This window comes from Methanoculleus caldifontis (genome assembly GCF_032842345.1).
Classification (GTDB): domain Archaea; phylum Halobacteriota; class Methanomicrobia; order Methanomicrobiales; family Methanoculleaceae; genus Methanoculleus; species Methanoculleus caldifontis.
The window spans coordinates 350,279-375,275 of record NZ_WBKO01000001.1 but is presented as its reverse complement, the minus strand read 5'-3'; the positions used below and the strand labels follow the sequence as shown (position 1 = coordinate 375,275).

General features: G+C 64.8%; 25 protein-coding genes. 11 read left to right on the top strand and 14 right to left on the bottom strand.

Annotated elements, in window-relative coordinates:
- Positions 1 to 5 precede the first annotated feature (5 nt).
- Together F8E02_RS01895 and F8E02_RS01890 are read left to right on the top strand one after the other, a co-directional pair.
- Positions 6 to 599 carry a 30S ribosomal protein S7 gene (locus F8E02_RS01895; protein WP_317063745.1) on the top strand — a complete coding sequence of 198 codons (594 nt, stop codon included), beginning with the start codon at positions 6 to 8 and terminating at the stop codon, positions 597 to 599.
- Between the two features lie 27 nt (positions 600 to 626).
- Positions 627 to 2,819, top strand: a complete 2,193-nt coding sequence (locus F8E02_RS01890) for an elongation factor EF-2 (RefSeq protein WP_317063744.1) — start codon at positions 627 to 629, stop codon at positions 2,817 to 2,819.
- 163 nt (positions 2,820 to 2,982) lie between these two features.
- Here F8E02_RS01890 and F8E02_RS01885 read toward each other — a convergent pair whose 3' ends face one another.
- The gene (locus tag F8E02_RS01885; RefSeq protein ID WP_317063743.1) at positions 2,983 to 3,879 is read right to left on the bottom strand and encodes a hypothetical protein; all 897 of its coding nucleotides are present in this window, start codon (positions 3,877 to 3,879) and stop codon (positions 2,983 to 2,985) included.
- A gap of 388 nt (positions 3,880 to 4,267) precedes the next feature.
- Here F8E02_RS01885 and ppcA point away from each other — a divergent pair, with 388 nt between their 5' ends.
- The gene (gene ppcA, locus F8E02_RS01880) at positions 4,268 to 5,704 is read left to right on the top strand and encodes a phosphoenolpyruvate carboxylase (RefSeq protein ID WP_317063742.1); all 1,437 of its coding nucleotides are present in this window, start codon (positions 4,268 to 4,270) and stop codon (positions 5,702 to 5,704) included.
- 81 nt (positions 5,705 to 5,785) lie between these two features.
- Here ppcA and F8E02_RS01875 read toward each other — a convergent pair whose 3' ends face one another.
- Positions 5,786 to 6,277 carry a protease inhibitor I42 family protein gene (locus tag F8E02_RS01875; RefSeq protein ID WP_317063741.1) on the bottom strand — a complete coding sequence of 164 codons (492 nt, stop codon included), beginning with the start codon at positions 6,275 to 6,277 and terminating at the stop codon, positions 5,786 to 5,788.
- Between the two features lie 217 nt (positions 6,278 to 6,494).
- On the opposite strand from F8E02_RS01875, the gene F8E02_RS01870 reads away from it, so the two are divergent.
- The gene (locus tag F8E02_RS01870; RefSeq protein WP_317063740.1) at positions 6,495 to 7,109 is read left to right on the top strand and encodes a hypothetical protein; all 615 of its coding nucleotides are present in this window, start codon (positions 6,495 to 6,497) and stop codon (positions 7,107 to 7,109) included.
- Positions 7,110 to 7,126: 17 nt separating this feature from the next.
- Here F8E02_RS01870 and F8E02_RS01865 read toward each other — a convergent pair whose 3' ends face one another.
- The 5 genes from F8E02_RS01865 to F8E02_RS01845 all read right to left on the bottom strand — a co-directional run bounded on the left by F8E02_RS01865 (position 7,127) and on the right by F8E02_RS01845 (position 11,304).
- Entirely contained in the window at positions 7,127 to 7,726 is a 600-nt protein-coding gene (locus F8E02_RS01865; protein ID WP_317063739.1) for a class I SAM-dependent methyltransferase, read from the bottom strand.
- A 104-nt stretch (positions 7,727 to 7,830) separates the two neighbouring features.
- A complete protein-coding gene (locus tag F8E02_RS01860; RefSeq protein ID WP_317063738.1) occupies positions 7,831 to 8,007 on the bottom strand; it encodes a DUF1059 domain-containing protein in 177 nt (58 codons plus the stop codon).
- Between the two features lie 158 nt (positions 8,008 to 8,165).
- Positions 8,166 to 8,852 carry an ABC transporter ATP-binding protein gene (locus F8E02_RS01855; RefSeq protein ID WP_317063737.1) on the bottom strand — a complete coding sequence of 229 codons (687 nt, stop codon included), beginning with the start codon at positions 8,850 to 8,852 and terminating at the stop codon, positions 8,166 to 8,168.
- A gap of 4 nt (positions 8,853 to 8,856) precedes the next feature.
- Positions 8,857 to 10,059: an ABC transporter permease gene (locus tag F8E02_RS01850; protein WP_317063736.1), complete on the bottom strand. Its 1,203-nt coding sequence runs from the start codon at positions 10,057 to 10,059 to the stop codon at positions 8,857 to 8,859.
- A 6-nt stretch (positions 10,060 to 10,065) separates the two neighbouring features.
- On the bottom strand, positions 10,066 to 11,304 hold the full coding sequence (locus tag F8E02_RS01845) for a COG1361 S-layer family protein (RefSeq protein ID WP_317063735.1): 1,239 nt from the start codon (positions 11,302 to 11,304) through the stop codon (positions 10,066 to 10,068).
- Positions 11,305 to 11,725: 421 nt separating this feature from the next.
- On the opposite strand from F8E02_RS01845, the gene F8E02_RS01840 reads away from it, so the two are divergent.
- Entirely contained in the window at positions 11,726 to 11,926 is a 201-nt protein-coding gene (locus F8E02_RS01840; RefSeq protein WP_317063734.1) for a hypothetical protein, read from the top strand.
- A gap of 94 nt (positions 11,927 to 12,020) precedes the next feature.
- On the top strand, positions 12,021 to 12,680 hold the full coding sequence (locus F8E02_RS01835) for a 2'-5' RNA ligase family protein (protein ID WP_317063733.1): 660 nt from the start codon (positions 12,021 to 12,023) through the stop codon (positions 12,678 to 12,680).
- A 211-nt stretch (positions 12,681 to 12,891) separates the two neighbouring features.
- Here the strand turns inward: F8E02_RS01835 and F8E02_RS01830 are convergent, their stop codons facing one another.
- The gene (locus F8E02_RS01830; protein WP_317063732.1) at positions 12,892 to 13,284 is read right to left on the bottom strand and encodes a hypothetical protein; all 393 of its coding nucleotides are present in this window, start codon (positions 13,282 to 13,284) and stop codon (positions 12,892 to 12,894) included.
- A 357-nt stretch (positions 13,285 to 13,641) separates the two neighbouring features.
- On the opposite strand from F8E02_RS01830, the gene F8E02_RS01825 reads away from it, so the two are divergent.
- The 3 genes from F8E02_RS01825 (at position 13,642) to F8E02_RS01815 (ending at position 16,850) form a co-directional block, all read left to right on the top strand.
- Positions 13,642 to 15,255 carry a methyl-accepting chemotaxis protein gene (locus F8E02_RS01825; protein WP_317063731.1) on the top strand — a complete coding sequence of 538 codons (1,614 nt, stop codon included), beginning with the start codon at positions 13,642 to 13,644 and terminating at the stop codon, positions 15,253 to 15,255.
- Between the two features lie 12 nt (positions 15,256 to 15,267).
- Positions 15,268 to 15,756, top strand: a complete 489-nt coding sequence (locus tag F8E02_RS01820) for a chemotaxis protein CheW (protein ID WP_317063730.1) — start codon at positions 15,268 to 15,270, stop codon at positions 15,754 to 15,756.
- A 254-nt stretch (positions 15,757 to 16,010) separates the two neighbouring features.
- On the top strand, positions 16,011 to 16,850 hold the full coding sequence (locus tag F8E02_RS01815) for an MBL fold metallo-hydrolase (protein ID WP_317063729.1): 840 nt from the start codon (positions 16,011 to 16,013) through the stop codon (positions 16,848 to 16,850).
- Positions 16,851 to 17,238: 388 nt separating this feature from the next.
- On the opposite strand, the gene F8E02_RS01810 is transcribed toward F8E02_RS01815, so the two are convergent.
- The 3 genes from F8E02_RS01810 to F8E02_RS01800 all read right to left on the bottom strand — a co-directional run bounded on the left by F8E02_RS01810 (position 17,239) and on the right by F8E02_RS01800 (position 21,070).
- On the bottom strand, positions 17,239 to 20,094 hold the full coding sequence (locus tag F8E02_RS01810; protein ID WP_317063728.1) for a M1 family metallopeptidase: 2,856 nt from the start codon (positions 20,092 to 20,094) through the stop codon (positions 17,239 to 17,241).
- Positions 20,091 to 20,621 (bottom strand): HEAT repeat domain-containing protein, encoded by a 531-nt coding sequence (locus F8E02_RS01805; protein ID WP_317063727.1) that lies wholly within the window; start codon positions 20,619 to 20,621, stop codon positions 20,091 to 20,093. The genes F8E02_RS01810 and F8E02_RS01805 overlap by 4 nt, the downstream gene beginning before the upstream one ends.
- Positions 20,622 to 20,722: 101 nt before the next feature.
- Complete coding sequence (locus tag F8E02_RS01800; protein WP_317063726.1) at positions 20,723 to 21,070, bottom strand: hypothetical protein; 348 nt, start codon at positions 21,068 to 21,070, stop codon at positions 20,723 to 20,725.
- 187 nt (positions 21,071 to 21,257) lie between these two features.
- Between F8E02_RS01800 and F8E02_RS01795 the strand changes: the two genes are divergently transcribed.
- Positions 21,258 to 21,743: a GTP-binding protein gene (locus tag F8E02_RS01795; RefSeq protein ID WP_317063725.1), complete on the top strand. Its 486-nt coding sequence runs from the start codon at positions 21,258 to 21,260 to the stop codon at positions 21,741 to 21,743.
- A 42-nt stretch (positions 21,744 to 21,785) separates the two neighbouring features.
- Entirely contained in the window at positions 21,786 to 22,610 is an 825-nt protein-coding gene (locus F8E02_RS01790) for a hypothetical protein (RefSeq protein WP_317063724.1), read from the top strand.
- Positions 22,611 to 22,624: 14 nt separating this feature from the next.
- On the opposite strand, the gene F8E02_RS01785 is transcribed toward F8E02_RS01790, so the two are convergent.
- The 3 genes from F8E02_RS01785 to F8E02_RS01775 are packed head-to-tail and all read right to left on the bottom strand — an operon-like array spanning position 22,625 to position 24,972.
- Positions 22,625 to 23,365, bottom strand: a complete 741-nt coding sequence (locus F8E02_RS01785; RefSeq protein WP_317063723.1) for a hypothetical protein — start codon at positions 23,363 to 23,365, stop codon at positions 22,625 to 22,627.
- A gap of 48 nt (positions 23,366 to 23,413) precedes the next feature.
- Positions 23,414 to 24,076, bottom strand: coding sequence for an HAD family hydrolase (locus F8E02_RS01780; RefSeq protein WP_317063722.1), 663 nt, complete (start codon positions 24,074 to 24,076; stop codon positions 23,414 to 23,416).
- Entirely contained in the window at positions 24,052 to 24,972 is a 921-nt protein-coding gene (locus tag F8E02_RS01775) for a phosphotransferase (RefSeq protein ID WP_317063721.1), read from the bottom strand. The genes F8E02_RS01780 and F8E02_RS01775 overlap by 25 nt, the downstream gene beginning before the upstream one ends.
- Positions 24,973 to 24,997: the final 25 nt, after the last annotated feature.

Genomic DNA, 24,997 nt, shown 5'->3' with positions numbered 1-24,997 from the left:
CAGGAATGGTAGAAGCAGCAGAAGCGGAAGCAGGGGCACAGCAGCTCCTCTTTAACCGCTGGGACATGAGCGAGGTGGAGATCCACGATCCGAGCCTTGCCCGTTACGTCAACCTGCACACGATGATCGTGCCGCACTCCTGCGGCAAGCTTGCCGGCCAGCAGTTCAACAAGAGCAACATGCTGATCGTCGAGCGCCTGATCAACAAGCTGATGCAGACTGAGAACAACACCGGCAAGAAGGAACTTGCCATCCGCATCGTCCGGGACTCCTTTGAGATCATCAACAAGAAGACGAAGAAGAACCCGGTCCAGGTGCTGGTCGACGCGGTCGCGAACACGGGGCCCCGCGAGGAGACCGTCCGGCTGAAGTACGGCGGTATCAACGTCCCCAAGTCTGTCGACACCGCGCCCCAGAGGCGTGTCGACGTCGCCCTGCGGTTCATCTCCGCCGGTGTCCTGCAGGCGAGCCACAAGAAGAAGAAGAGTGTCAGCGAGGCGCTTGCCGACGAGCTGATCTCGGCCGCGAACGGCGACACCCGCTCCTACGCCGTCTCGAAGAAGGAAGAAAAAGAGCGTATTGCAAAGGCTGCCCGCTAATTCCAACCCCATTATTTTTGGTGAATTATGACCCGACGAAAGAAGATGGTAGAGCGGGTGACGGAACTGATGGACAAACCGGAGCGTATCCGGAACATCGGTATCGTCGCCCACATTGATCACGGAAAGACGACACTCTCGGACAACCTGCTTTCAGGCGCAGGCATGATCAGCGAGGAGCTTGCAGGCAAGCAGCTCTTCATGGACTCCGACGAGGAGGAGCAGGCACGCGGCATCACCATCGACGCGAGCAACGTCTCGATGGTCCACGAATACAACGGGACCGAGTACCTGATCAACATGATCGATACCCCCGGCCACGTGGACTTCGGCGGTGACGTGACCCGCGCCATGCGTGCGGTGGACGGCGCCGTCGTCGTGGTGGACGCGGTCGAGGGGACCATGCCCCAGACGGAGACCGTGCTCCGGCAGGCCTTGAAGGAGGGTGTCCGCCCGGTCCTCTTCATCAACAAGGTCGACCGGCTGGTCAACGAACTGAAGGTGGACGAGCAGGAGATGCAGATCCGCCTCGGAAAGGTGATCGACAAGGTCAACAAGCTGATCAAGGGCATGAACGAGAAGATGTACAACGAAGGCTGGAAACTCGACCCCGTAAAGGGCACCGTCGCCTTCGGCTCCGCGCTCTACAACTGGGCCGTCTCCGTTCCCTTCATGAAGAGGAGCAACGTCTCGTTCAAGGACGTCTTTGAGAAGTGCAACTCCGGCGACATGAAGTGGCTCTCAAAGAAGAGCCCCCTGCACGCCGTCCTCCTCGACATGGTGGTCACGCACCTCCCGAACCCCCTTCAGGCCCAGGACCGGCGTATCCACATCATCTGGCACGGCGACTACGAGAGCACCGAGGGCAAGTCCATGGTCAACTGCGACCCGAACGGGCCCGCCTGCCTGATGGTCACCGATATCTCGTTTGACCCGCACGCGGGCGAGGTCGCCACCGGCCGTCTCTTCTCGGGAACCCTCCGCCGGGGTACCGAGTGCTACATCATGGGTGCCGCGAAGCGCTCAAACCGCCTTGCTCAGGTCGGTATCTTCATGGGTGCCGAGCGGATCGAGGTGGAAGCGCTCCCTGCCGGGAACATCGCCGCCGTGACGGGCTTAAAGGACGCCATCGTCGGTTCGACCGTCACGACGCTCATCGAGATGACTCCCTTCGAGTCGCTGAAGCACTACTCCGAGCCGGTCATGACCGTCGCGGTTGAAGCGAAGAACATGAAGGACCTCCCGAAACTCGTCGAGGTTCTCCGCCAGGTCGCGAAGGAAGACCCGACGGTTCAGGTCTCGATCAACGAGGAGACCGGCGAGCACCTGATCAGCGGCATGGGCGAGCTCCACCTCGAGATCATCACCGGCCGTATCCGGCGCGACAAGGGTGTCGATATCATCACCTCCCCGCCGATCGTCGTCTACCGCGAGACCGTCACCGGCAGTGCCGGCCCGGTCGAAGGGAAGTCGCCGAACCGTCACAACAGGTTCTACATCGAGCTCGAACCGATGGACCCTGCGGTCGTCAGGAAGATCCTGGACGGCGAGATCTCGATGAACCAGCAGGCGATCGAGCGGCGTGACGCCCTCGTGGCTGCAGGCATGGACAAGGACGAGGCCAAGAACGTCAAGGCCATCGAAGCGACCAACATGTTCATCGACATGACGAAGGGTATCCAGTACCTGAACGAGACGATGGAACTGGTCCTCGAAGGCTGGCGCGAGGCACTCCACGGCGGCCCGCTCGCAGACGAGCAGGTCCAGAACCTGAAGATCCGGCTGGTGGATGTGAAGCTCCACGAGGACGCCATCCACCGCGGTCCCGCCCAGGTCATCCCGGCAGTCCGGAGCGCCGTCAAGGCAGGTCTGCTGATGGCAGGCGACTCGCTCCTCGAGCCGACCCAGAAGATCCAGATCACGGTGCCGAGCGAGCAGATGGGCGCGGCAACCTCCCAGATCCAGGGCCGGCGGGGTCAGGTCTTCGATATGCAGAGCGAAGGCGACACGATGACGATCGTCGGCAAGGCGCCGGTCGCCGAGCTCTTCGGGTTTGCCGGTGACGTCCGGTCGGCCACCGAAGGCCGTGCGATGTGGAGCACCGAGTTCGCCGGGTTCGAGATCGTCCCGGCGGGCCTGGTCGAAGAAGTGGTCAAGGGTATCCGCCGGCGCAAGGGTCTGAAGGAACAGCTCCCGCGGCCGGAAGACTACCTGGCGTAATCACCTCCCCGATACCCTCCCTTTTTGTTTTTTTGCGGCAAGCGGATGCGCCCGGTGAAGGCCGCCGGCCCCGGATATCGCCTGCCGGACATCTCTCCCGGGCTAACTCGCATCCGGTTTCATCGGGGCCGGTAGTCATACCAGGTCTCGGCGTCGATTCCGGTTACAGGAGGAACGGCGTCTCGGTTGGTTCCAGGGTTACGAAGGTCAGCGGCGGGAAGGTTCTTGTTGGTGTCAGGGTTCTTGTTGGTGTGAATGTCGGCGGTGGAGTTGTCGCCGTGGTTTCCGGTGTCGGCGTTACCGTTACATACGGCGGGGGCATTACGGTCGGCGTGGGTGTTGCTCCCGGTGTCGGCGTTGCCGTCGGCGGCAGGGTGACTGCGCCGGGCGCTCCGGGTGTGGCGGGCGAGGCGGGCGTCAGGGCCGGTCCGGGTGCGGACGGAGCAGGTGTCCCGGAGGGCGCCGCCTCATCGGGAGTCCAGGCGTAGATGTCCCAGTTGCCGTGCCGGAAGTCGTTCCAGACGACCATGCTCGCGGTGACGGCGGGGATCATCTGCACGCTCTCGTTCTCGGTGATCCGGGTCTCTTCTCCGGTAGCGAGATCGTAGAGGTAGATCTCCCAGTTGCCGTCCCGGCTGTCCTGCCAGACGATCCAGTCCCCGGCGATGGCGGGGTTGATCTCGTGGCCGGTCCCGTTCGTGATCTGCCTCTCCTCTCCCGTGACAAGGTCGTAGAGGTAGATGTCCCGGTTCCCGCTCCGGTTGTCCTCCCAGACGACCCGGCCGCCGTTCATCATCATGCCGGCGGAGAGTGCTGTCGCGAACTGATCCGTCCCCGGCGGGGAGAGCGTCTGTTCGGTCTCCCCGGTCAGGTTGTAGAGGTAGACGTCGTAGTCCCCGGTCCGGTTGTCGGACCAGAGGATGCGGTCGTCGAGGACCGAGGCATAGACCTGGTCCACCGAGGCGTTCGTGACCTGGTGCTCTGCGGCCGTTGCGCTACCGGCGAGGAGCGCGAGGGCGATCAGGGCAAGCGCCGGTAGATTGAGGTTCTGTCGGTTCATCGTTTGGGCCTCCTTGGGGAGAAAGGCTCCCGGGCGGCTCTGCGGCAACTGCCAGCGAGCGAGGACGATCGCCGGGGCGTGAGAGAGCAGGCCGCACGGGTGATCTTTTCCCGACGGGGAATGTCCATGGCTGTATATAATAGCAGCCGCCGGGCTGCCGGGCTCGTTCAGGGCTGCCTGTTGTACCGCAGAGCGCGGCAGGTGCCTTCTCCGGCCGTTTTCGGGGAGGGTAACGGGCTCAGAGTATAACGGTCCCGGAGTACTCCCGCCCGCTGCAGGGGCCTTCCGGAGGGCTTTTCTTGTCAACCGTAGTACAAGATGCGGTTGACATGAGGGCGCGGCCCGGGGTCCAACCGAGGATGAAGATATGGTACGGATACCGCAATGCATGAGCACGCAGCACCCCGACAACGCCAACCTGCCGTTCTTTGCCGAGAGTCCCGAGCTCGGCGGGGATGATGAGGTGCAGGAGGCGTATTACGCCTACTCCCACCTGGGATGCAGCGAGCAGATGTGGGACTGCGAGGGAAAAGAGGTCGACAACTTCGTGGTCCGGAAACTGCTGACCCGGTACGACACCTTCTTTTCGGAGAAGAAGCTCGGCCGGGATGTCTTCCTGACGATGCGCGTCCCGAACCCCGAGGTGGAGACGGCCGAGGCGAAGATCCTTCTTGAGACGCTCGAGAGTATCCCGCGGTCGTTCGATACCGCGTCGCTCTTTTACGGGGACGAGTCCCCCCCGATCTTCGAAGTGATCCTGCCGATGACGGCCTCTCATACCGCCATCGACAACATCTACCGCTACTACACCGACATCGTCGTCGGGAAACAGGAGAGAAGGCTCGGCGAGGGGAAAACGACCATCGCAGACTGGATCGGGAGGTTCCGGCCGGACAGGATCAACGTCATCCCGCTCTTTGAGGAGATGGACCATATGCTCGACGCGCACAACGTGGTCCGTCGTTACCTCGAAGGAAAGGAGATCGCCGACCAGCGCGTCTTCCTTGCCCGGTCCGATCCCGCGATGAACTACGGGCTCGTCAGCGCAGTCTTCCTGAACCAGATCGCGCTCCAGAATCTCCGCGAGGTCTCGGAAGAGACCGGGACCGGGATCTATCCGATCATCGGCGTCGGTTCGGCACCCTTCCGGGGCGGCCTCTCACCGCTGACCGTCGACCGGGTCGTTGCCGAGTATCCGAGCGCCCACACGTTCACCGTCCAGTCGGCGTTCAAGTACGACTACCCGCTCGAAGACGTCCGGACCGCTGTCCGGAGGCTGGAGGAGCGGACGCCCGGAAAACCCCGGCCCGTCGATGAGGCGGGGGCGCTCGACCTGATCGAGAGGTCTACCCGGGCATACGAGCGACACCTCGGTCCGCTTGCCCCCCTGATCAACCGGGTTGCCCGTTACATCCCCGAACGGCGGAAGCGGAAGTTGCACATCGGCCTGTTTGGGTATGCCCGGAGCACCGGGGGGATCAGCCTGCCGAGGGCGATCAAGTTCACTGCCGCCCTCTACTCCATCGGCCTCCCTCCGGAGATCCTCGGTCTGGAGGCTCTGGACGATGCGGATATCGGGTTCATCGGAGAGGTCTACGTCAACTTTGACGAGGACCTGAAGGCTGCCGCCCGCTTCCTCAACACGGAGACCGGCTTTGTCCCGCCCGAACTCGCGGCGAGAGTCGCCGACCTGACGGACGTCGAGCCGGACGAGGAGCATGCCCGGCTCACGGCCGCGATCGCCCGGGCGCTCCGGGAGAACGAGACCGGGAGACTGACCGCGCTTGTCCTGCAAGCAGCGCACCGGCGGAAGTTCCTGGGGTAACCCGGGAGATCTCCGGCGTATCGAAGAATGCCGAAAAAAGGAAGAGTACCCCCGCGCGATCCGCGGGGGAGGCGTCGGGGTTTACTCGATGATGAACGCCATCGAGAACGTGGTGTCGTTCTCGGTCACGTTCTCCCAGGGCCGCGTGTAAACTGCAGAGAACTCGGCGTTGCCGGTCTCGGCCGCGATGTACTCCCAGACATGCACCCCTCCGGCACCCACGAGTCCGGTCTCCGGCGGGAGGTAGGTGTCGTTCACGTACTGCAGTCCGGTCGACGAGGTGACGTTCCACTGGTATCCGGTCGTCGGGTTCTCGCCGAGGCTGATGGTGAGGTTGCTCCCGACCGGGAGGGTGACGGTCGTGTTGTCGTCCACTTCGTTGAAGGCGTAGGTCCCTTCCTCTTCGGGGGCGGTCGTTGCGTTCGCCTCGGGAACGGTCGTGGTCGTCACCGGGGTGGGGGTCACGGTCGCGTTCTCCTGTTCAGTCGGCTGCGTCGTGCAGCCGGCACCAAGCATGCACAGGGCGAGAAGCCCTGCAACCAGGACGGTATAGATACTCTTTCTCCGAACCATGGGGTAAGGTAGCTTAGAATTGTTAAATAATTTTCTTAAACTTCCGGAAGAGGCGCCCCCCGGTCCCTGTCCTGCTCCGGCTCTTCGCCGATCATCTGTTCTGGAGGAGGTTTAAGAACACCCCGAAATTCATTCCGGCCGACAGGAATGACCTTCATCGAGAAATAACAACTTATAAATACAATTCTGCCCATTTGGTTCCTCTGAGGGCATTGTTATGAGAATCCTCTCTCCTAAAACGATCTTCCCGGCTCTTCTTGTCGTGCTCGGGATCTGCCTGCTTGCAGCAGGCTGCACATCGGCACCACCCGATGAGGGCGCGCAGCAGACGACCCCGGTGACCACCGCTGTCGCCACGACCCCCGCCGCCGGCGCCGGCGCCTCGGGTGCCGCGCAGGGAAGCGTATCCGCCGTTCCGTTCGCGACCCTGATATCGTACCTCCCCGGCGCACCCGCGGGCTGGACTGCAGGCGAGCCCGTCGGGGCCACCTGGACCGTCGAGGACGGCCAGTGGACCTGGGCGTCCCGCGACTACACGAAGGGCGACGCCACGGCGGCGATCCTGATCCAGGACTCTGCCTACTATGATGTGGGCTACTGGGAGTCGTGGGACTCGCTCGTCTCGTTCGAGACGACCGAGGGCTACTACAAGCAGGGCCGGGTCAGCGGTCACCCCTCCTGGGAGTTCTTCTCCAAACCTGCCTCCTACGGCACCTGGATCGGCGTGAACGAGCGGTTCATGGTTTACGTCAGTCTCGACGACGGCTCGAAGCAGGACCTCGACGCGTTCGTGAACGCCGTCAACTACGGCGGCCTCGCGAACCTGAAATAACTCACAAACCCCATTTTTCATCTCTCCGGCACTGCCGTGACCATGTAGTGGTAGGGCTCCAGGTCCGCGACCGCGATAACCCGGAGCCCCGCCTCCGCCATCAGCGACGCCGCATGCTCCGTGTCAAACTTCTTTGCAGCCGGCGGACCGAGGGGGAGCGGCTCCTTCTTCCAGTCCACGTCGACGATCCTGCCTTCCGGGGCCGCCATCCGCTTTGCGTTGGCAAGCACCCTGACCGGGTCCTCGAAGTCGTGAAGGGAGATCCCGAAGAAGACGACGTCCGCGCAGCCCTCGCAGAGGACAGCCTCTTCGGCCGCCCCGTGGTGGAGGACGACGTTGCCGAGCTTCTCGTGGAAGGACTTCTCCTGCAGGAGATCGAGAGCCTCCGCGTCGATATCGATACCGCAGACGCGGCCGTGCGGCCCGACGATCCGGGCCGCCGGGAGCGCAAAGAAGCCTTCCCCGCACCCGACGTCGATGAAGGTCTCGCCTGCGGCAAGCCCGATCTCCTCAAGGATGGACTCGGGGTGCTGCCAGCGCCTGCGGGCGGCCTCATCCTCCGGCCGGTGCCGCGAAGATCCCATGTGGTGTGCCATGCCGGTTCGGGTGGCCTTCATCGGGGAAGAACCTGCTGCTCACTCCGGTTGACGGCCGGACCGGAAGGCTCTCCGGGTTCATCCCCGCAGGCCGACAAAAAAGATGGCCCGGGGCCTTTCGCCCCTCACTTCATCGCTTTGCGGATCTTCTCCTGCGTCTCCGGCTGCTCCGGGTTCATCTGGTGGATGGTCTGGACGTGCCCCTCGATGCGCTTCATCAGCTCGTTCTCGTCCTCAGCCTTCTCCTCGAACTCGCACGCAAGGCCGAGATCCTTGCACCTGAACGTCTTCTGTTCCTGCATACCTGTCACCGGCCGGGAAAGTATACTGGATTTGATATAAAATTGTGTCGCCGTTCTTTCTGGTGTAGCCCGCATGGTCGGGCGTAACCTGGCCGGCCGCATCCGGTTGTCCGGGGTTGCCGGTCCGCCCCACACGATGCCCCTCCGTGCTTCGGGCCTCACCCCTTCCTGCACTCCGTCACGTCCTCGATCAGCCCGTCTCGCAGGGTGGCGACCCGGCAGAAGTATTCTTTATGCCAGTCCTCGTGCGAGACCATCAGGATCGTCTGTTCCAGCTCCTCGTTTAACCGTGCGAAGAGGTCGAGGATGCTCTTTGAGGTCTGGCTGTCGAGGTTCGCGCAGGGCTCGTCGGCGAGCAGGATGCTCGGGCTGTTCACGAGCGCCCGGGCGATCGCCACCCGCTGCTGCTCCCCGCCCGAGAGTTCGCTCTGCCGGTGGTCCATCCGGTCGCCGAGGCCGACCCGTTCGAGGATGTCGACGCTCTTCCTCATGTAATCCTCCTCCTGGTCGCCCCGGACGAGCGACGTTAAGTAGACGTTCTCGAGCGCCGTGAGCTCCCCGATGAGGGCGTAATCCTGGAAGACGTAACCGAGCCGGTTCAGCCTGAACTGCGTCCGCCGGTTGTCGGAGAGGGCGAGGACGTCTGTTCCGTCAAGGAGAACCTTCCCGGAGGTGGGCCGGTCGAGGAGGCCGAGGATGTGGAGGAGCGTCGACTTGCCGCTCCCGCTCGCCCCCATGATCCCGACGAACTCTCCCTTTGCGACCGAGAGCGAGACGCCCCGGAGGGCGCGGACCTCCACCCTGCCCATGGTGTAGACCCTGGTGAGATCTTCGGCGACGATCATCCGTTCACCCCCTGATCGCGGTGAGGATATCCTCCCGCGCGATCCTCCATGCCGGGATGTAGCCTGCCGGGAGCGAGACCGCAAAGAGGCTCGCGACGCTCCAGAGGACCGCCGACACCTCAACAACCGGGTAGACCGGGCCGCCGGGGAAGACGAGCGGGTAGGCGGTCAGGTAGGCCGTCACGCCGGCGTTCAGCACCATCCCGACGAGCGCCCCGACCACGGTGATGAAGAGCACCTGGAGGACGTAGGAGTTGATGATGATCTGCTGGTCGATCCCGATCGCCTTTAAGATCCCGATCTGCCGCCGCCGGTTTACGGTGTTGATGAAGATCACGATGAAGATCACCACGATGGCGATGATCAGGCTGACCAGGGTCGAGATCGCGTTGATGATGTTGAAACTCTGGATCGCCTGGTCGACGAACCCTCCCGCCTTCTCCTGGTATGTCCGGACCTCCTCCTGGATGCCGTAGGAGAGCAGTTCTCTCTGGAACTCCTCTTCCCTCCCGTTCTCTTCGGTCTTCACCAGGATCACGGACGCCTGGTCCTGGAGGCCGAGCACCCCGCTCATCTCGCGGTTGGTGACGAAGGCCGACGTATCGACCCCGAAGGACTGGGTCTCAAAGATCCCTTTCACCCGGTAAGTCCTTGCTTCCCCGTTCGGGTAACCCACCTCAACCGAGTCGCCGACCACGACCCCCTCAAGCGTGGGGAGGCCGCCCCCCTCGTCCCCCTCCGTCCCCGCAAGGGTCGCGCCCATCACGATCGCGTCGGTATCGCCGTTCGAGAGGAACTCCCCCTCGGTCATGAACTCGGCGATCCTGGTCACCGACCGCTCGTCTGCCGGGTTTATACCGTAGAGCGTGCTCGCGGTGTTGCGGCCCTTATAGAAGTAGGTAACGCCTGCGGCCGTCCGCGGGGACGTGCCGGTGATCCCCGGTATGCGCTCGATCTGCCTCTGGAGGGATGCGACGCCGTCGATGTACCGGCTGCCCTCGCGGGGCTCGATGACCAGGTTCCCGAAGTCGAACTCGATCGACTGGGTGTCGAAGGTCTGGACGACCCCGGAGATGATCGAGGGCAGGAAGACCAGGTTCACGAAGATGAGGGCGACGATCATGATGGTGAGGACGAGCGTCCCCTTGCTCCCCCGCCGGATGGATTTCCAGGCGAGGAACGCGGCGACCCTGAGGCCTGTGATCACGGACGGTCACTCCTCCTTCCGTCTCCTGCGCCAGAGGACCAGGACCGCGGCGGCGACGATGAGGACCGCCGCTACTGCGGCGATCGTCGGGACGGGGTCCCTCTCCGCAACAACCATCTGGAGGTTCTGCCGGGTCACGTGCGCCCCGTAATCGTCGGCGTACTCTATCGTGAGGACGTAGTCGAACGTCCCCGCCCGGTCGGCCTCGAGAGCGAAGACGGCAGGAGCGTCGTTCCCCGGCTCGATCGTCCCGAGAAAGGCCTCTTTTGTCCCCGGGAGAGGGATCTCATCGACGGTTGCGCGGACCGACTCCGCGTTCGCCGTCCCGGTGTTCTCAAGCCGGATCGTCAGGTCGACCGTGCTCCCGGCGGCGATCCGGGCGGGTTCCGTCCTGACGGCGGCGATGCCCATCACGGCCCGGCCGACGACGGGAATGCCGATCGTCGCCGCCTGCCGGAACGTCGCCAGATCGGCGCTCCGGTACTCGATGCCGACGAGGACCGGCGTGAGGCCGAGCGGGACGGCGGTGTCGGTCTCGAAGGTCAGGTTCAGCACCGACGCCTCTCCGGGGCGGAGTTCGGGGATGTAGTAGTTCTCAGGGTCTCGCAGGGTGAGGGCGCCGGAGGTCGTGTTGATGCGGACGGCGACGTCGCCTGCGCTCGCCTGGCCCTCGTTCACGATGGTGAGCGTGATGCTGAAGGGGTCGCCGGGGTCGACCGAGGCCGGGACGGTCCTCTCCACCCTGAGCGCGGGCCTCCTGGTCAGGGCGTGCGCGGAGTTGACGTTCACCGGGACCGGGTAGCGCACGCCCGTCGCATCCCGCACCCTGACCCAGACCTGGGGGAAGTAGATCCCCTCCTCTCCGGGGGCGCGGATCCGGAAGGTGATCGGGAAGGACTGGCCGGGGCCGATCTCGCCGATATCCTGGAAACTGCCGCTCAGGACCTCGACTCCCTGGCCGTTCAAGAGGACGCTCTCGATATAGGCGTTCTCCGGAGCGGCCGGCTGCGTGGCGTTCGCTCCGCCGGTGCCGGGGTCCACCCGGATCTCGAACGGCGCTCCCGTAGCCACCCGGGCGGTGCTCGAGAGGACCACCGTGATCGTCCCTTCGTCGCCGGGCATCAGGACTGCAGGGGTGACGGTGTAGTTGGAGACCATCACCGTCGGGCCCTGTGCAACCGCCGCCGGGACGAGCAGCAGGAGCAGGATGATAGCGCCTGCGATACTCCCGGATCTCCGGACCATGTCTCTTCCCTCCTCGATCTGATCTCTGGAGCCCCGGAGTCGCTTATGCTTCTATATATTCGTTGCGCCCGACCGCTTCCGCGGATGCGCACGGCATGGCACCGCTCAAAATATTTTTATCATCTCAAAATTATACTCTGCGCGGGATACGGCGAGTCAGTACAGGACGGGTTACCCGGATGAGCAGTCGAAAATATGCCTCCATTCCTTTTGCAACGCTCTATACCTTCTCTACACGTCCTCGCGATCCGGATGAGGCCCGTGCCGCTGTGCTGTCTCTCCGTTCTCGTTTGCCGGTCCTTTTGCCGTTTCGCCTCCGGAAACCTGTCCTCCTCAACACCGCGGCGGGTTTTGGGTCCGATCGTGAGCTGCCTTTATCTTCCCCGGGCGGCATACTCCGCTCTCGTTGTGAGGGGAAGAGATGGAAACGACCCAATGGCTCGTGACGCTGACGTTCCGGGTGACGGTGGACGGTGTCCGTTCGAAGGACGATTCGGTGGCCGAAGGCCTTGAACAACTCAAACAGGGACTTTGCAGTGGAAAAGACGTCCCGATGGAGGCAAGCGTCAGGAGAATCACGAACATCGTCGAAGAGGAACCGGTCTTCGGCGTGAGGTGGTGAACGGAGCCCGGCACTGTTCCGGCGGGGTCACGACGGAGGCTGCCGGCCTCCGGAGGAAAACTCTTTTTTACCTCTGCTGCCCGATCGGGCCTTCATGCACGAACTTCCCGATACTGTTGCTCTCGATATCGTCCTCCTCCCGCCCGGCCCGGTCATGGATATGGCGATCAACGCCAACCGGACCCTGCTCGCCGGCAACCATGACGGGGGGATACGTCTCGACCGCGAGGACTGCCTCCCGCATATCACGGTCGCGATGCTCCCGGTGAAGCGTGAGGATATCCGCGACGTCGTTGCGAGAGTGGACCGGATCACCCGGCATTGCTCGCCGATGACCGTGACCATCGATTCCGTCGCGAAGTACCACACGGGCACCGGAGGGACCATCCCGGTCTTCCACGTCTTCCGGGCTGAGATCCTTCAGCTCTTCCACAAGACCGTGATGAACGCCGTAAAGCCCTATGCGGCACCTCCGGCAGGGCCCGGCATGTTCGCGGGCGAGGTCTCCGCGTCGTCCGTCGACTGCCTTGCCCGGTTCGGGAAGGCCGGCGCGTACGAGCATTACTCCCCGCACATCACGCTCGGCTACGGGGACCTTCCCGAGCTTGTTCCCGGCCTCGCTCTCCCCCTCCGGTTCGAGGTGGCGAGAGCGGCCGTCTGCCACCTGGGGGCCCACTGCACCTGCCGGCGGACCCTCGCCGAGTTCGGCCTCGGCACCGGACAACTCACGGCTCCCGGCGGGACGGCGCGGTGATAAGCCCACAACTCTGGATAAACCCCTCCATTGGGGCCGCGTCGTCGTCTCTCCCTTCAATACCCGGAGGTCTTCGATTCGATGCGGTCTCACGCGAAGGCGCGAAGAACGCGAAAGAGATTAACTACCCGCTGCACCAACTTCGGGCCTTCGCGGCTCCGGACGTTCGCATCTGCGATGCTCTGACTCGCCCCCGTTTGCAGAGTATGACTTACAGCAGCAGCCCCTTGACGTAGGGCTTTATACAGTGGACGCACCCGGAGCAGCGGTCGATCGTCCCGGCCTCGAGCACCTCGACCAGCCGGGGCTCGCTCTGCACCCGGTCCGCGAACTCCGGGTCGTGCTCCGCCATAACCTGCAGGAACACGGTAAGCGGCATGAACGGCCGGGCCTGGACCGGGACGATCCGGAAGTCGTGAGCGTCGGCGCCGAGCGTCGAGTTTCGGGCGAGGTCTTCGTCGAAGTAGAGGACGGCCTCAAACCCGTGGCGCTCCTGCAGGGCCTTGAGGTCGCAGAGCGGGACCCGGGCCCCCACTGCGAGGCCGAACTGTTCGAGTTCCTCCGGTCTTCCCGGGGAGTAGACGGGATCGAGTATCTCGGTCATGGTATCCTTTCCGGAGGAGTGGTTCGACGGGCCGGGATTTCTTTCCTCCGGCAGGCGGGGTGGGTCCATGAAGGTCCTGTCGAGGCGATCAAATTTCCATTTCTATCAAAAAACAGAACGAATATCCATTATTATTAACTTAAACGGTAATTAAAGTTTAATATTGAATGGAAATTATTATATTGCATATTCTGAATATATCAGATACCTCCGGATAACGCGATATCGTTGCAATTAATCGGCATGAGGGGCCTGGTTGTCGAAACGGTCCTTACCCGGCCGGTTATCTGGAGGGGGGATGCCCGGCCCCGCCGGGCGACCGGCCCGCACGGGAGCCGGAGAACGAGATGAAATGAGATGAGCGTCACACCACCATCAGATAGCCCGGCAGAGAATGCCGGAGGATCCGGGGATGAACTCGCCCGGTACAGGCTTCTCGCCCAGGGGCTCGACTCCATCGCACTGCCCATGCACCTGGTCGACACCGAATACAGGATCATCTACATCAACCAGGCGGCCGCGACCCTTCTCGGGATGAGGAAGGAGGATGCCCTCGGGAAGCGGTGCTACGACCTCTACCGGACCGGCAACTGCAAGACCCCGCAATGTCCGTGCAGGGTCGCTATGGAGCGGCGCACCGTCCACCGCTGCGACAACACCTGCGGCGGCGGGATCATCGATTGCACCGGCGCGCCGCTGACCGACGAACGGGGAAGGGTCGTGGGGGCGATCGAGTACTTCCCCGACGTGACCGAGAGGAGGCGTGCCGTCGCCGATATCCTCCGCGTGGCTACGGAGGCGAGGGAGGGGAACCTGAAAGCCAGGACCGAGACGGAGCGCTACACGGGGGATATCCGTACGCTCGCCGAGGGGATGAACGGGATCCTCGCGGCGGTAGTGGAGCCGCTTGAGGAGGGGATGAGGCTTGCGGAGTCGTACGCCGCCAGGGACTACACCGTCCGGTTCAACGAGAAGATCCGTGCGGCCGGAGAGTTCAGCAGGTTCAAGGAGGCCTTAAACAACATCGGGACCGCCCTCTCGGCGAACGTCACGAACCTCAACCAGGCTATCGGCCAGTTAGAGGCCGGGACGACGGAGATGACCAAAGGCTCGGACGAGATCGCGAAGGCATCCGAACAGGTGGCGATGACGAGCCAGCGGTGCGCCGATCTTGCCAAGCAGGTGCTTGGCCGGATCGAAGCCGTCGACCACCAGATCGCCGACCTCTCGGCCTCGAACGAGGAGGTGGCGAGCACCGCGCAGGACGTCCTCGAACGGGCTAAGAAGACCGCGTCCCGTGGGAAAGAGGCCCAGGGGCTCGGGAACGAAGCCGGCAGGAAGATGGGCGGCGTCGAGAAGATCGCGGAGCAGAGCGTCGCCGAGATCGAGAATCTCAACGCCCAGATCCGCGAGATCGACAAGATCGCCAAGATGATCAACGATGTCGCGAGCCAGATCAACCTCCTCGCGCTGAACGCCGCGATCGAGGCCGCACGCGCCGGGGAGCACGGCCGGGGGTTCGCGGTCGTCGCGGGCGAGGTCCGGAACCTTGCCGGCGAGACGAAGAGCGCGACCCGCCATATCGAGCAGGTCATCGACGGGATCCAGACGAGCAGCGCGAAGACGGCATCCTCGATCCGGTCCGCGAGCAGCGAGATCGGCTCCGGCGTCGAGAGCGTGAACCAGACGATCGGGGCCTTGAACGAGATCATCGCCGAGACCGGGGCCATGACCCGGAGTATCGCGGAGATCGCGAAGGCGACGGAGGATCAGGCGACCACCGCGAACCAGGTGGTGCAGGCCATGAGCGAGGGGACCCGGCTGACCAAGGAGACCCAGGTCCAGATGGAGAACCTTGCGGCCCTTGCCGAGGAGACCAGCGCTTCGATCGAGGAGATCGGGAGCGCCACTCACGAGCTCAACGGCATGGCGTCGCGCCTGCGGGCGAGCACGAAGGGTATCAGGGTATAGGGGGGCGAGCGGTTGGCAGCTACCATAGACGTGGTGGAGTTCGAGATCAAGAACTCCCTCTACGCCCTGGATATCGGCGTCGCGCGAGAGATCGTCGAGATGATGCCGATCACCCCGATCCCCCGGGCGCCCCCCTACCTCGCCGGGATCATCAACCTGCGAGGGGAACTCACGAACATCATCGATCTCGCGAGCCTCCTCGACCAGGTGCCGGCCGGAGGGGTCTCCGGGAACCAGAAGATCATCGTCCTGGTCCCGGAAGCGGCCGGGGGCTCGAACATCGGGATCATCGTGGACGAGGTCCACAGCGTCATCAAGGTCCCGGAGGAGGATACCGAGACCATGGACGAATCGTTCTCGAGCGCGGCTTACATCAAGGGCATCATCAAACTCAGCCGCGGCGAGGGGAGCGGAAGACAGGCGGAGAAAGATCTGGTCGTCTGGATCGACGTCCCGAAGATCCTCGGCGACCTGGTCACCCGCGGCCGCGGACCGGTCTGACCCGGCCCGCTCTCAAAACCTCCATTGCGATGAGGGAGGATCTCTTTCCTCCCCCGGATTACAGCCTCCCGGGCCATCTTGCCGGACCGGGGGGCAGGGCGCCTTTTTCGGCGTTTCGGGGGCTCTCTATACGTTTAACGCGCTCAGGGGGACGATCCTGTGGAATGCTTTTTGGAAACCTTCTTAACCACGACGTTCCCATTACCTGCATGGACCCGCTCGCGACCCCGGAACTCCCCGAGGGGGCGTAGTCCGTGAGGCTGACGGTTCTCGTGGACAACGCCACCCTGACCGACCGCTACTTCCTTGCGGAGCCCGGCCTCTCGATCTACATCGAGGACGGCGAGACCCGCGTCCTCTTCGATACCGGCTACTCGGGCATCCTCGTCGAGAACGCCCGCAAGATGGGGATCGACCTCCTCCGTGTCGGCGAGATCGTCCTCTCCCACGGCCACCTCGACCACACCTGGGGCCTCGATGCGCTGCTCCGGCTCCACACCGAGGCGATCATCGAGGGCCGCGAGCGGGTCGAGCCCACGTTCGTCGCCCACCCAGACGCGTTCCTCACCCGGAGTTGCGACGGCGTCGGGGAGATCGGGTGCCACCTCTCGGTCGAGGAACTCTTCCGGCACGGGAAGGTCCTCCTCACCGCCGCCCCCCTCTGGCTGACCGAGAACCTGGTCTTCCTCGGCGAGATCGAGCGGCGGTTTCCGTTCGAACCGGCGCCTTCGGGCGGCTACATCTACACCCCCGACGGCATCCGCGACGACACTGTCCCCGACGATACGGCGCTCGCCTGCAGGACGGAAGAAGGGCTCGTCATCGTAACAGGGTGTTCCCACGCGGGCATCTGCTCGATCGTCGAGCAGGCACGAGAGGTCTGCGGCGAAGACCGGGTGGCGGACGTCATCGGGGGGTTCCACCTCCTCGACCCTCCGGCAGAGCAGATAGAGGGGATCCTCGACTATTTTGCAAAGGTGCGGCCGGCGGCCCTCCACCCCTGCCACTGCACCGGGCTTGCGGCAAAGATTGCGCTCGCAAAGGTCGCGGACGTCCGCGAGACCGGTGTCGGGCTGCACCTCGAGTACGGGTGAGCACGGGGCAGGTTCCCCTGGACCTGGGTTCTGTGGATACTCGCTTCCTGAGGTCGAATAGCCTTCGCGACGATCCACACAGCACCGGCTCACGCGAAGGCGCGAAAAGGAGTTACTCTCAGCGACATACCAAACTTCGCGTTTTTCGCGGCTTCGCGCGAGGTTATCATAGAGATAGCAAAAACCTCACGCGAAGGCGCGAAGCCGCGAAGTGCGAACGTAAGTGAGCTTGAGAAGCCATCAGGCTTTGAAGGACGACTTTCCTAAAGGGAAAGGAGTTCGAGCACCGAAGGTGTGAAGGGAAGTATCAGCACGCTCCTACCCTCCGGGTTGCACCTGCCGCTATGAGCGAGTCTTCCCACTCCCATCTAAAGATGTTGAGGCGTTCTCAGGAGTTGAATCCCCTGAGTGCCGGAATAGGGCCGTGCTCGGCCTCGTATGCCCTGACCGCCTCCGGCGCACCGAGAAGGAACCGGCGGGTGCTGTTGTAGACGGACGGGTGCGCCTCCGCGTCGAGCGAGGCGAGGAGGTCCGCGAGCACCCCGACCGCCGGGACCCGGTGGCGCTCCTCTATCGCCTCGACGAACGCGAAGGCGTCGAGGGCCCGGACGGTGCTGTACTCGTTGACCGGGGCGAGTCGCCGGAGGATCTCCGCAAGGTAGGCCCGTCCCTCTGCGGTCTCGAGCGACCGCTTCCTGTTGAGCGCGAACCGTGCATAGAGCGCCCGCTGCTGGTCGGCCTGCTCGACCGAGAAGGCGGGGGAGGACTCGATCCCGCGGAGGATCGCGACGAGGTCGTCGGCGTCGCTCCCGGCGACCGCGGCGAGGAAGGCCTCCCAGGCGACCGGGCGTTCTGCCGAGTCGGCCGCGAATGCCGCGAGGACCTCCCGTCGCTCCGGGGCGCTGCTATCGAGGATCAGCGAGAACGCGACGAGGCGGTCGCTTGCGGCCGTTCCCTCCCGGAACTGCCGGAGGAGTAGTTCGTGGACCTCGGGAACATCGAGGGTCGCGAGGATCGCGAGGCATGCGTTCTTCCTCTGCCGCCGGCGGATCGCCGCGGCCTCCTCCTCAAGGGAGCCGGCCCCGGCCGGGGCGCCTGCGGCCCACCGGTAGACGGAGAGGAGGGTCTCGCGGTTGCGGGCGGCGACGGCGGCGAGGATCTTCTTCCGCGCGTCGTGGAGCGCCCGGTAATGGTGGCGGAAGCGCTCGTCCTCGACCGAGGGGAAGATGGTCAGGAACTGACCGCCCGCCTCGTCCATGAGGTCGTCGTCGGCGAGGAGCGTGGCGCAGAGGTCGGCGAACTTTCCGGAGACGGTTGCGTCCGGGTTCTCGAGCAGTCTGAGCATCTCGCGGTCGGCGAGCGCCGCGAACGCGATGAACCTGCCGACGATATCCGGGTCCTTCCCGACCTGGAGGTAGAGTTCGTCCTCCGGCGGGCGGTATGCCACCTTCCCGTAGAAGGAGTAGCCGCGGTTGAGCGAGAGGAACGCGGGCTTATCGACGCCGTCGAGGACGACCGTGCTGCTCTCCTCCGCGATGCGGACGGTCCGGTCCGCAAGCTCCCGGCCTTCTGCATCCAGAAGCGCGAACCGGAACGGGAACTCCCATATCCGGCCGCCAGGCGAGCGGTTCTGGCGGCAGATGAGGCTGAACCGCCGGGTATCGGGGTCGTAGGCCGGGGTGACGGTGAGGATCGGGTACTCCTTCTCCTTCAGCCAGACCGCCGCCATCCCGGAGAAGTCCTCGCCCGAGACCTCCTCCATGCAGCGGATCCAGTCCTCGCGGGAGGCGTTGCCGTGCCGGAACCGGTCGTGGTAGAGGGCGAGGCCTTCGGCGAACTTCTCCCTGCCCATCAGGGTCTCGATCATCCTGACGAACTCCGGGGCCTTGACATAGGTGACGCCGGTGATGAGGTCGTTCGGGTCGTTGAAGCCGTCCGGCTCGATCGGCATTGAGCCCGCGCCCCGGTCGAGGGCGAGCGTCCCGGCCGAGGGCTCGAGAAGGTCGAGGACGGTCCTGAGGCGGGAGTAGGCCTCGCCGAAGAAGAAGGCGTGGTGCTGGTCCTCGATATGGACCGTCACGGCCTCGTTGAGCCAGATCTCGAACGGGCTCCACCCCGTCACCTCCGAGCCGTTCTCGTTGTGGTAGTACTCGTGGACCTTGACCGCGACCATGTACTCGAAGGCCGGGTCGGTCGTATCGGGGCCGGGCATCAACCGGTTTGCGGCGATCGTCGTGTTCCCGACGTTCTCCATCCCGCCGAAGTCGGAGTTCTGCATCGCGATCTCCCGGTAGACCGCCCCCGTGTAGGCGTATCCGGTCTCAAGCCCCGCGACAAGCCCGGCGAGAGCCCTTCTCGCCGTATCGAGCGCCTCCGCATCGCCGGAGCGCTTTGCCGCGTCCCGCACCCGGATTAGCCGCCATGCCTCCTTCCGGGCCTCCAGGTCCCGGTACCGGCCCCGGCCGGTGAAGAGGTGGACCCACATCACGCCGTCCGCGAGGATCTCGAGCGCACGCTCCGCGGCCGCGGGGTAGGAGCCGGGTTTTGCGAGGAGTTCGAGGGCGAACGTCCGGCCGTCGGGATACTCGAACTCCCGCCGGTAGGTCTCGTAGCACCCCACGCCGAGGAAGAAGAGGTAGGGAGCCATCGGTGTTGTGATGTTGTGATACTCCTGGACGGAGCGGCCGGGTCCGCAGGGGAGCCGCGATCCTGCAGGGTCGCCGTTCGAGATCGTGTTCGTGTAACCGTCGTCCGCGATGATCACCGTCCTGTAGGTGCATTTCGCGGTCATGTCGTCGAGGCAGGGGACCAGCCGCTGGAACCCCCACTGCTGGCACTGGGTGATCTGGGTCGGCGCCCCGCCGGGGCGGGAGCCGTCGTAGTAGAGGCCCTCGAGGATGTGGCTGCTCGGCCGGCAGATCGTCTCGGTCTCGAGGGTGAACCGGGTCCGGGGCGGAACGGGCGGGTCGAAGGTGACGGTGAGGACTGCGGCGCTCCGGTCGTATGTGTGGGCGGTATCGTACCCGGCGCAGGCGACGCGGAGGATGTCGAGGTCGCGGGCGTTGAGGGCGAGGGATGCGAGCGGCGATTCAAGGTTCTCTGCGGTGAGGGCCGAGACGACGCGGGTGTGGCCGTCGTAGACGTCAAAGACGAGGTCCATATGGACGACCCGGACCGGGAGCGCCCCGAAGTCCTCCGGGTAGTAGCGAAAGAGCCGTTCAGGGCTCTCCTCTCCGCCGGTCAAACGACCGCCTCGCCGGTGATCTCGCGGAGCGCGCGGCGGATCGCCGTCCTGACCTCGGGCTCCTCCTCGCTCTCGAGCGCGGCAAAGAGAGGGGCGGTCGCCCGGGAGTCGCGGAGTTTGCCGAGCGCTTCGGCGGCGACCGCCCGGACGTCCTTCTTCCTGTCCGCGAGGAGGGGGAGGATCGGTTCGACCGCGCGGGAGTCGCCGAGTTCGCCGAGCGCCCAGGCGGCCCCGCGCCGCACCCACCGGTGCGGGTCGGCGACGAGCGGGAGGAGGGGCTCGACCGCGCGGGGGTCGCGGAGTTTGCCGAGCCCCTGCGCCGCAAACCAGCGGACCTCGTTCTCCCGGTCGGAGAGGGCGGCGATGAGCGGTTCGACCGCCCGCTCATCGCCGCAACCGCCGAGCGCCTCTGCGGCGCGCAGCCGGTAGGGCGTGCTCTCGTCCGAGAGCTGTTCGATGTATTTGCCGAGGTTCTCCTCGCACCGCTTCTCCCTATCTTCCATGAGGCGTTTTACCGAACGTTCCATCGTGATGCCACCACCCGGTTCTGTTCTCCACCTGATCTCGCTTGCGGTATATAGTGCTGGCGCAAGAACCCTCTCCGCGTCGCCCGCGAAGGACAGAAGGCTCATAGCCCCTCCGTCTCGTCTTCGCCGACGACGTCGAACGCGACGATCCGGTAGTTGTAGTAGCGCCCGTCAGGGGCGGTAAAGGAGAGGAAGACCATCAGGCCGTGGTCGTCGGAGACCCAGAGCTCTGCATCGTCGTCGACGGTGTAGTATGCGAACCCGAACTTCGTGAGGACTTCCTCGATGGCGCTCTCGGTCTCCATGTCCTGGACCATCCGGAACGTCTCGGCCAGGGGGTACTCCCGCTCCTCGAGAGCTGATGCCTGGAGATCGGCGTGCCTCTCCCGGTGCAGGAGGCCGTTCAGGGCGGCCATGATCTCCTGCACGACTGCGTCCGTCTCCTCCATACCTCTAGGTTGGATCTGCGGGTATATCTCTGTTGATCCCATGACGCCTGCGCAGCCGTGGGTATATTCTTTCCCGGCACCGATACGCTGGAAAAAACAGTTCCCGCACCGCCCGGACGCACCGCTTCCGCTTTCGCTGCGCCGCAATAGCAAAACCCTAAAACCTGCAGGCGCCAATAGAAGGCTGATGGCAGAAGGCAGGCTCAAGATTGTCGTCTTTGGTTCATTCAATGCAGGCAAGTCCAGTTTCATCCAGGCACTCGACCCCCGGAGCCGCCATATCGAAGCATCCTCAAGCGAAGGCCCCACGACCGTCGCCTTTGACTTCGGCAGGCTGCAGGTGAGGGACCATGCGGTCTACCTCTTCGGGACGCCCGGCCAGGAGCGGTTCGAGTTCGTCCGGCAGATCCTCTCGCGCGGGATGGACGGCGCGATCGTCATCGTGGACGCCACCACGGGCGTGGATGCGATGACGCGGCACCTTTACGGTCAGTTGAAGGCGGTGGGCGTGCCGCTCGCGTTCATGGCGAACAAGTGCGACTGCCCGGACGCGGCGCCCGAATCCGTCCGCCGGGACCTGCCCGGGGAGACGGTGCACCCCATCTCGGCCCGGAATGCCGAGAGTGTCCACGCAGCGCTCGACGCTTTCGTCGCGACCCTTGCCGCCCGGTAGCGATCATTATTACCCTCCGTGGGTCGTTGATCTCTAGCGACGATGACCGCCAGAGAGATCTATATCAGAGAGATCGCCCGACTGCTCACCGATCTCCTCGCGAGCGGGAGCGCCGGAGACCTCCTCGCCTACCTCGTTACCGAAAGCCATCTGCCCGGACCCCGGACAAACCTCGAACTCGCCGGGGCGTTCGGCGAGACCGTGCGGGAGTTCGCGGTCGCCGATCCCGACGACCACCGGGCCCTCTGGAACCTCTGCGTCGAACTCGCCTGCGTCTCCCCTGAGGACGCGCCTGCCGGCGACCCGTACGAGTTCCTCGTCTTCTGCGGCATCAGGGGGATCGCGGCGATCGGGTCCGTCTCCCCGGCGTGCGCGGGGGAGGCGGCCCGGCACCTCGCGGAGGCCTCCGCCGATCCGCGGTGCCGGGTCCGTGAGGCGGTGGCGCTGGGGGTCCAGGACCTCCTCTCCCGGCAGCGGGACACGGCCGTCCCCGAACTGGAGGGCTGGGTCGAGGGAGGGTCATGGCTTGCCATGCGGGCCGCGGTCGCCGGGATCGCCGAGCCCGACCTGCTCGCCGAGGCCGACCTCGCCGAGACGGCGCTCCGGCTCCACCGGAAGACGCTGATCCGGGTATATATGGCAGAGGAGCGTCAGTCCGATGCGTTCCTCGCGCTCAAAAATGCGCTCGGCTACACGCTCGGTCTGGTCGTCGCGGCCCTGCCCACGACCGGGTTTGAGTACCTGCGGCAGCTTGCGACGCTCGACGACCGGGATATCCGCTGGATCATCCGGGAGAACCTCGACGACAGCCGGCTCCGGGACCGGTATCCCGAGACGGTGCAGCACATCCGGGCGCAGGTGGGGTGAAAACCCCGTCCTGTTCACCTTATGATCGCCGAAGCCTTCTCGTCGAAGGGATTCCTCCGCATCGCAAGCGAGAAGAGGTACGGGTAGTTCTTCTGCAGGTAGCGCATGTATTCCAGCCACTCGCGGATCAGGAGGCCGTAGATCCGCTCGAGGTCGCGGGCGAGATGGGCTATATCCGCATCGGGCAGGTCCGAGAACCCGGGCCGGCTCTTCAGCTCTTCGTTGAAGTGAAAGATGGCCTGGAGAAGTTCGGTGAACCACTCGTGCTCGATGAGTACCGGGTTCTCGAGCAGCCGCAGGAGGAACTCCTCGCGGGAGCCGAGGAGGTCTTTGAGGGCCGAAAAATCGATCCCCTCCGCCCCGATGCGGCAGGGGTGCCGCTTCAGCCGCTCCTCAACCCTTGAGAACGTCTCCTCGGTCCAGGTCTCCGCGACCATCAGCTGCGGCCTGATCTCGTCGAGGTTGGGGTCGTTGTCGGAGATGTAGGCGAGGAGGTAGGTTCCGAGAGCCGAGAAGAACGCGCCGACGATCACGTTCAGTTTCTCAATCCTCTGCCGCCGGTCGTGGGACTCCAGCACCTGGTGGACGACGAGCGTCACCAGGAGGACCTCGAGCGGGAGGAACGCGATATCGCCGAGCGTGTAGATGCCGATGTGGTAAAAGTCGCGGTAGATCAGGTAATGCAGGGCGTAGAGCGCGATCGAGAGGACGATAAGCCCCGTACCGAAGACGATCAACCACACTCTCTTCTTCATCGTCCGGGGTATATGCACCGGAGCTCATCAAGGCCGCGGCCGCCCTCCTCATACCCCGTAACGCCGCCACGCCTCCTCCACGTGCAGCGCCTGCATCCCGAGCCTCCGGGGCGCGAGGACGTCGTTTTCGGGGTTATCCCCGATGAAGAGGACACTCTCCAGCGCAAGGTCCATCCGGTCGAGGGCCGCGGCATAGATCCGGGGGTCCGGCTTCTGGAAGCCGGGGTCTGAGGAGAAGATGACGAACTCGAAGCGTTCGTAGAGGCCGAGTATCCTCATCTCCTGCTCCGAGAAGATCCGCTGCCCGTTCGAGACGACCCCCAGCCTCTGTGCGCGGAAGAGGTCGAGCAGCCGGAGGCTCCGCTCGAGCACGGCGAGGCGCCGGAGCGACGCGGCCCGGAATGCCCGGGCGGCCTCGATACCGAGCCGCTCCGGATCGACCTCCCACGCGCCGTGCTCGGCGCAGATCCCGGCGAAGACCTCCTCGACCCGCACCTCCGGATAGCGTTCCCCCGTCCGGCGTGCCGCTTCATCGACGCGGCTTACGTAGAGCTCCTTCAGGCGGTCGGGCGCGATCCGCACCCCCTGGTAGAGGAGCCACCGGGAGAGGAGCCGGTAGGTCCCGATATCCTCTTCGTCGGTCAGGATATCGATGAGCGTCCCGTAGCAGTCGAAGAGGACCCCCTCTACCGGCGAACCGCAGAGAGACACGCCTCCGCCTCCTCAAGCAGCCAGTCGCGTTCCGCCGCCCTCCAGGGCAGCCGGGCGATCCTGAGATGGCCGAGCGCCATGAAGAAGGGGAGGACGGCGGTGCTCTCCCGGAACTCTGCTTCGTCCCCGCTGTAGTGCCAGAGCAGGTGCCCGATCCAGTCCTCGGCCCGGCGGCTGCTCCCCGGCGAGGCCTTCATCTCCGCGGCGAGGATGCCGAGGTCGCGGATCGGGTGCGCGTGGTCACGGCCCGCCTCGAAGTCGATCGCGCAGACCTCGCCGTCACAGAGGTAGTTGCCGGGCGTGGCGTCGCCGTGGACCGTGCAGCCTGCATCCCCGGAAAGCCGGGGGCTCTGCCGCCACTCCTCGATCAGGCGGTCGAACCGCTCTCTCTCGCGGGCCGGGAGGCCGTTCTGGTCGAGGACCGCACGGAAGTATGCAAAGTCGCGCTCCCGGTGCCACGAGGTCCCCGTCCCGTCGTGGAGTCGCCGGAGGAGGCGGGCGACGCCGGTCAGGGGTTCGTACGGGGGGGCCCCCGTTCCGATGACCTCCCGGAGGGTCGGGCCGGGAACGCACTCCGTCACGAGGACCGCGCCGAACCGCTCCTCCGCCGCGAGCACCCGCGGGACGCGGATCAGGCCGGCCGCATCGTTGAGACGGCGCACCTCGTTCGCGAGCGCTTTCTCTGCGTCGTAATCGGTCTTCGCACCCGTCGGCGCCCCGAAGAACTTGCCGATGACCCTCGTCCCCGTGCCGTCGAACTCGTAGCGGCAGACGACATGGGACGCGGGTTCTATCCGGCAGACCCGGACGGGGCCGCCGTCGCCGACGACGCTCGCGAGCCAGTCCCCGAACGGGTCGCCGGGCTCGATGAGCCCAACCTCTCCTGCCCTCACCACAGGACCCGGAGGGCCCTGCAGGGCA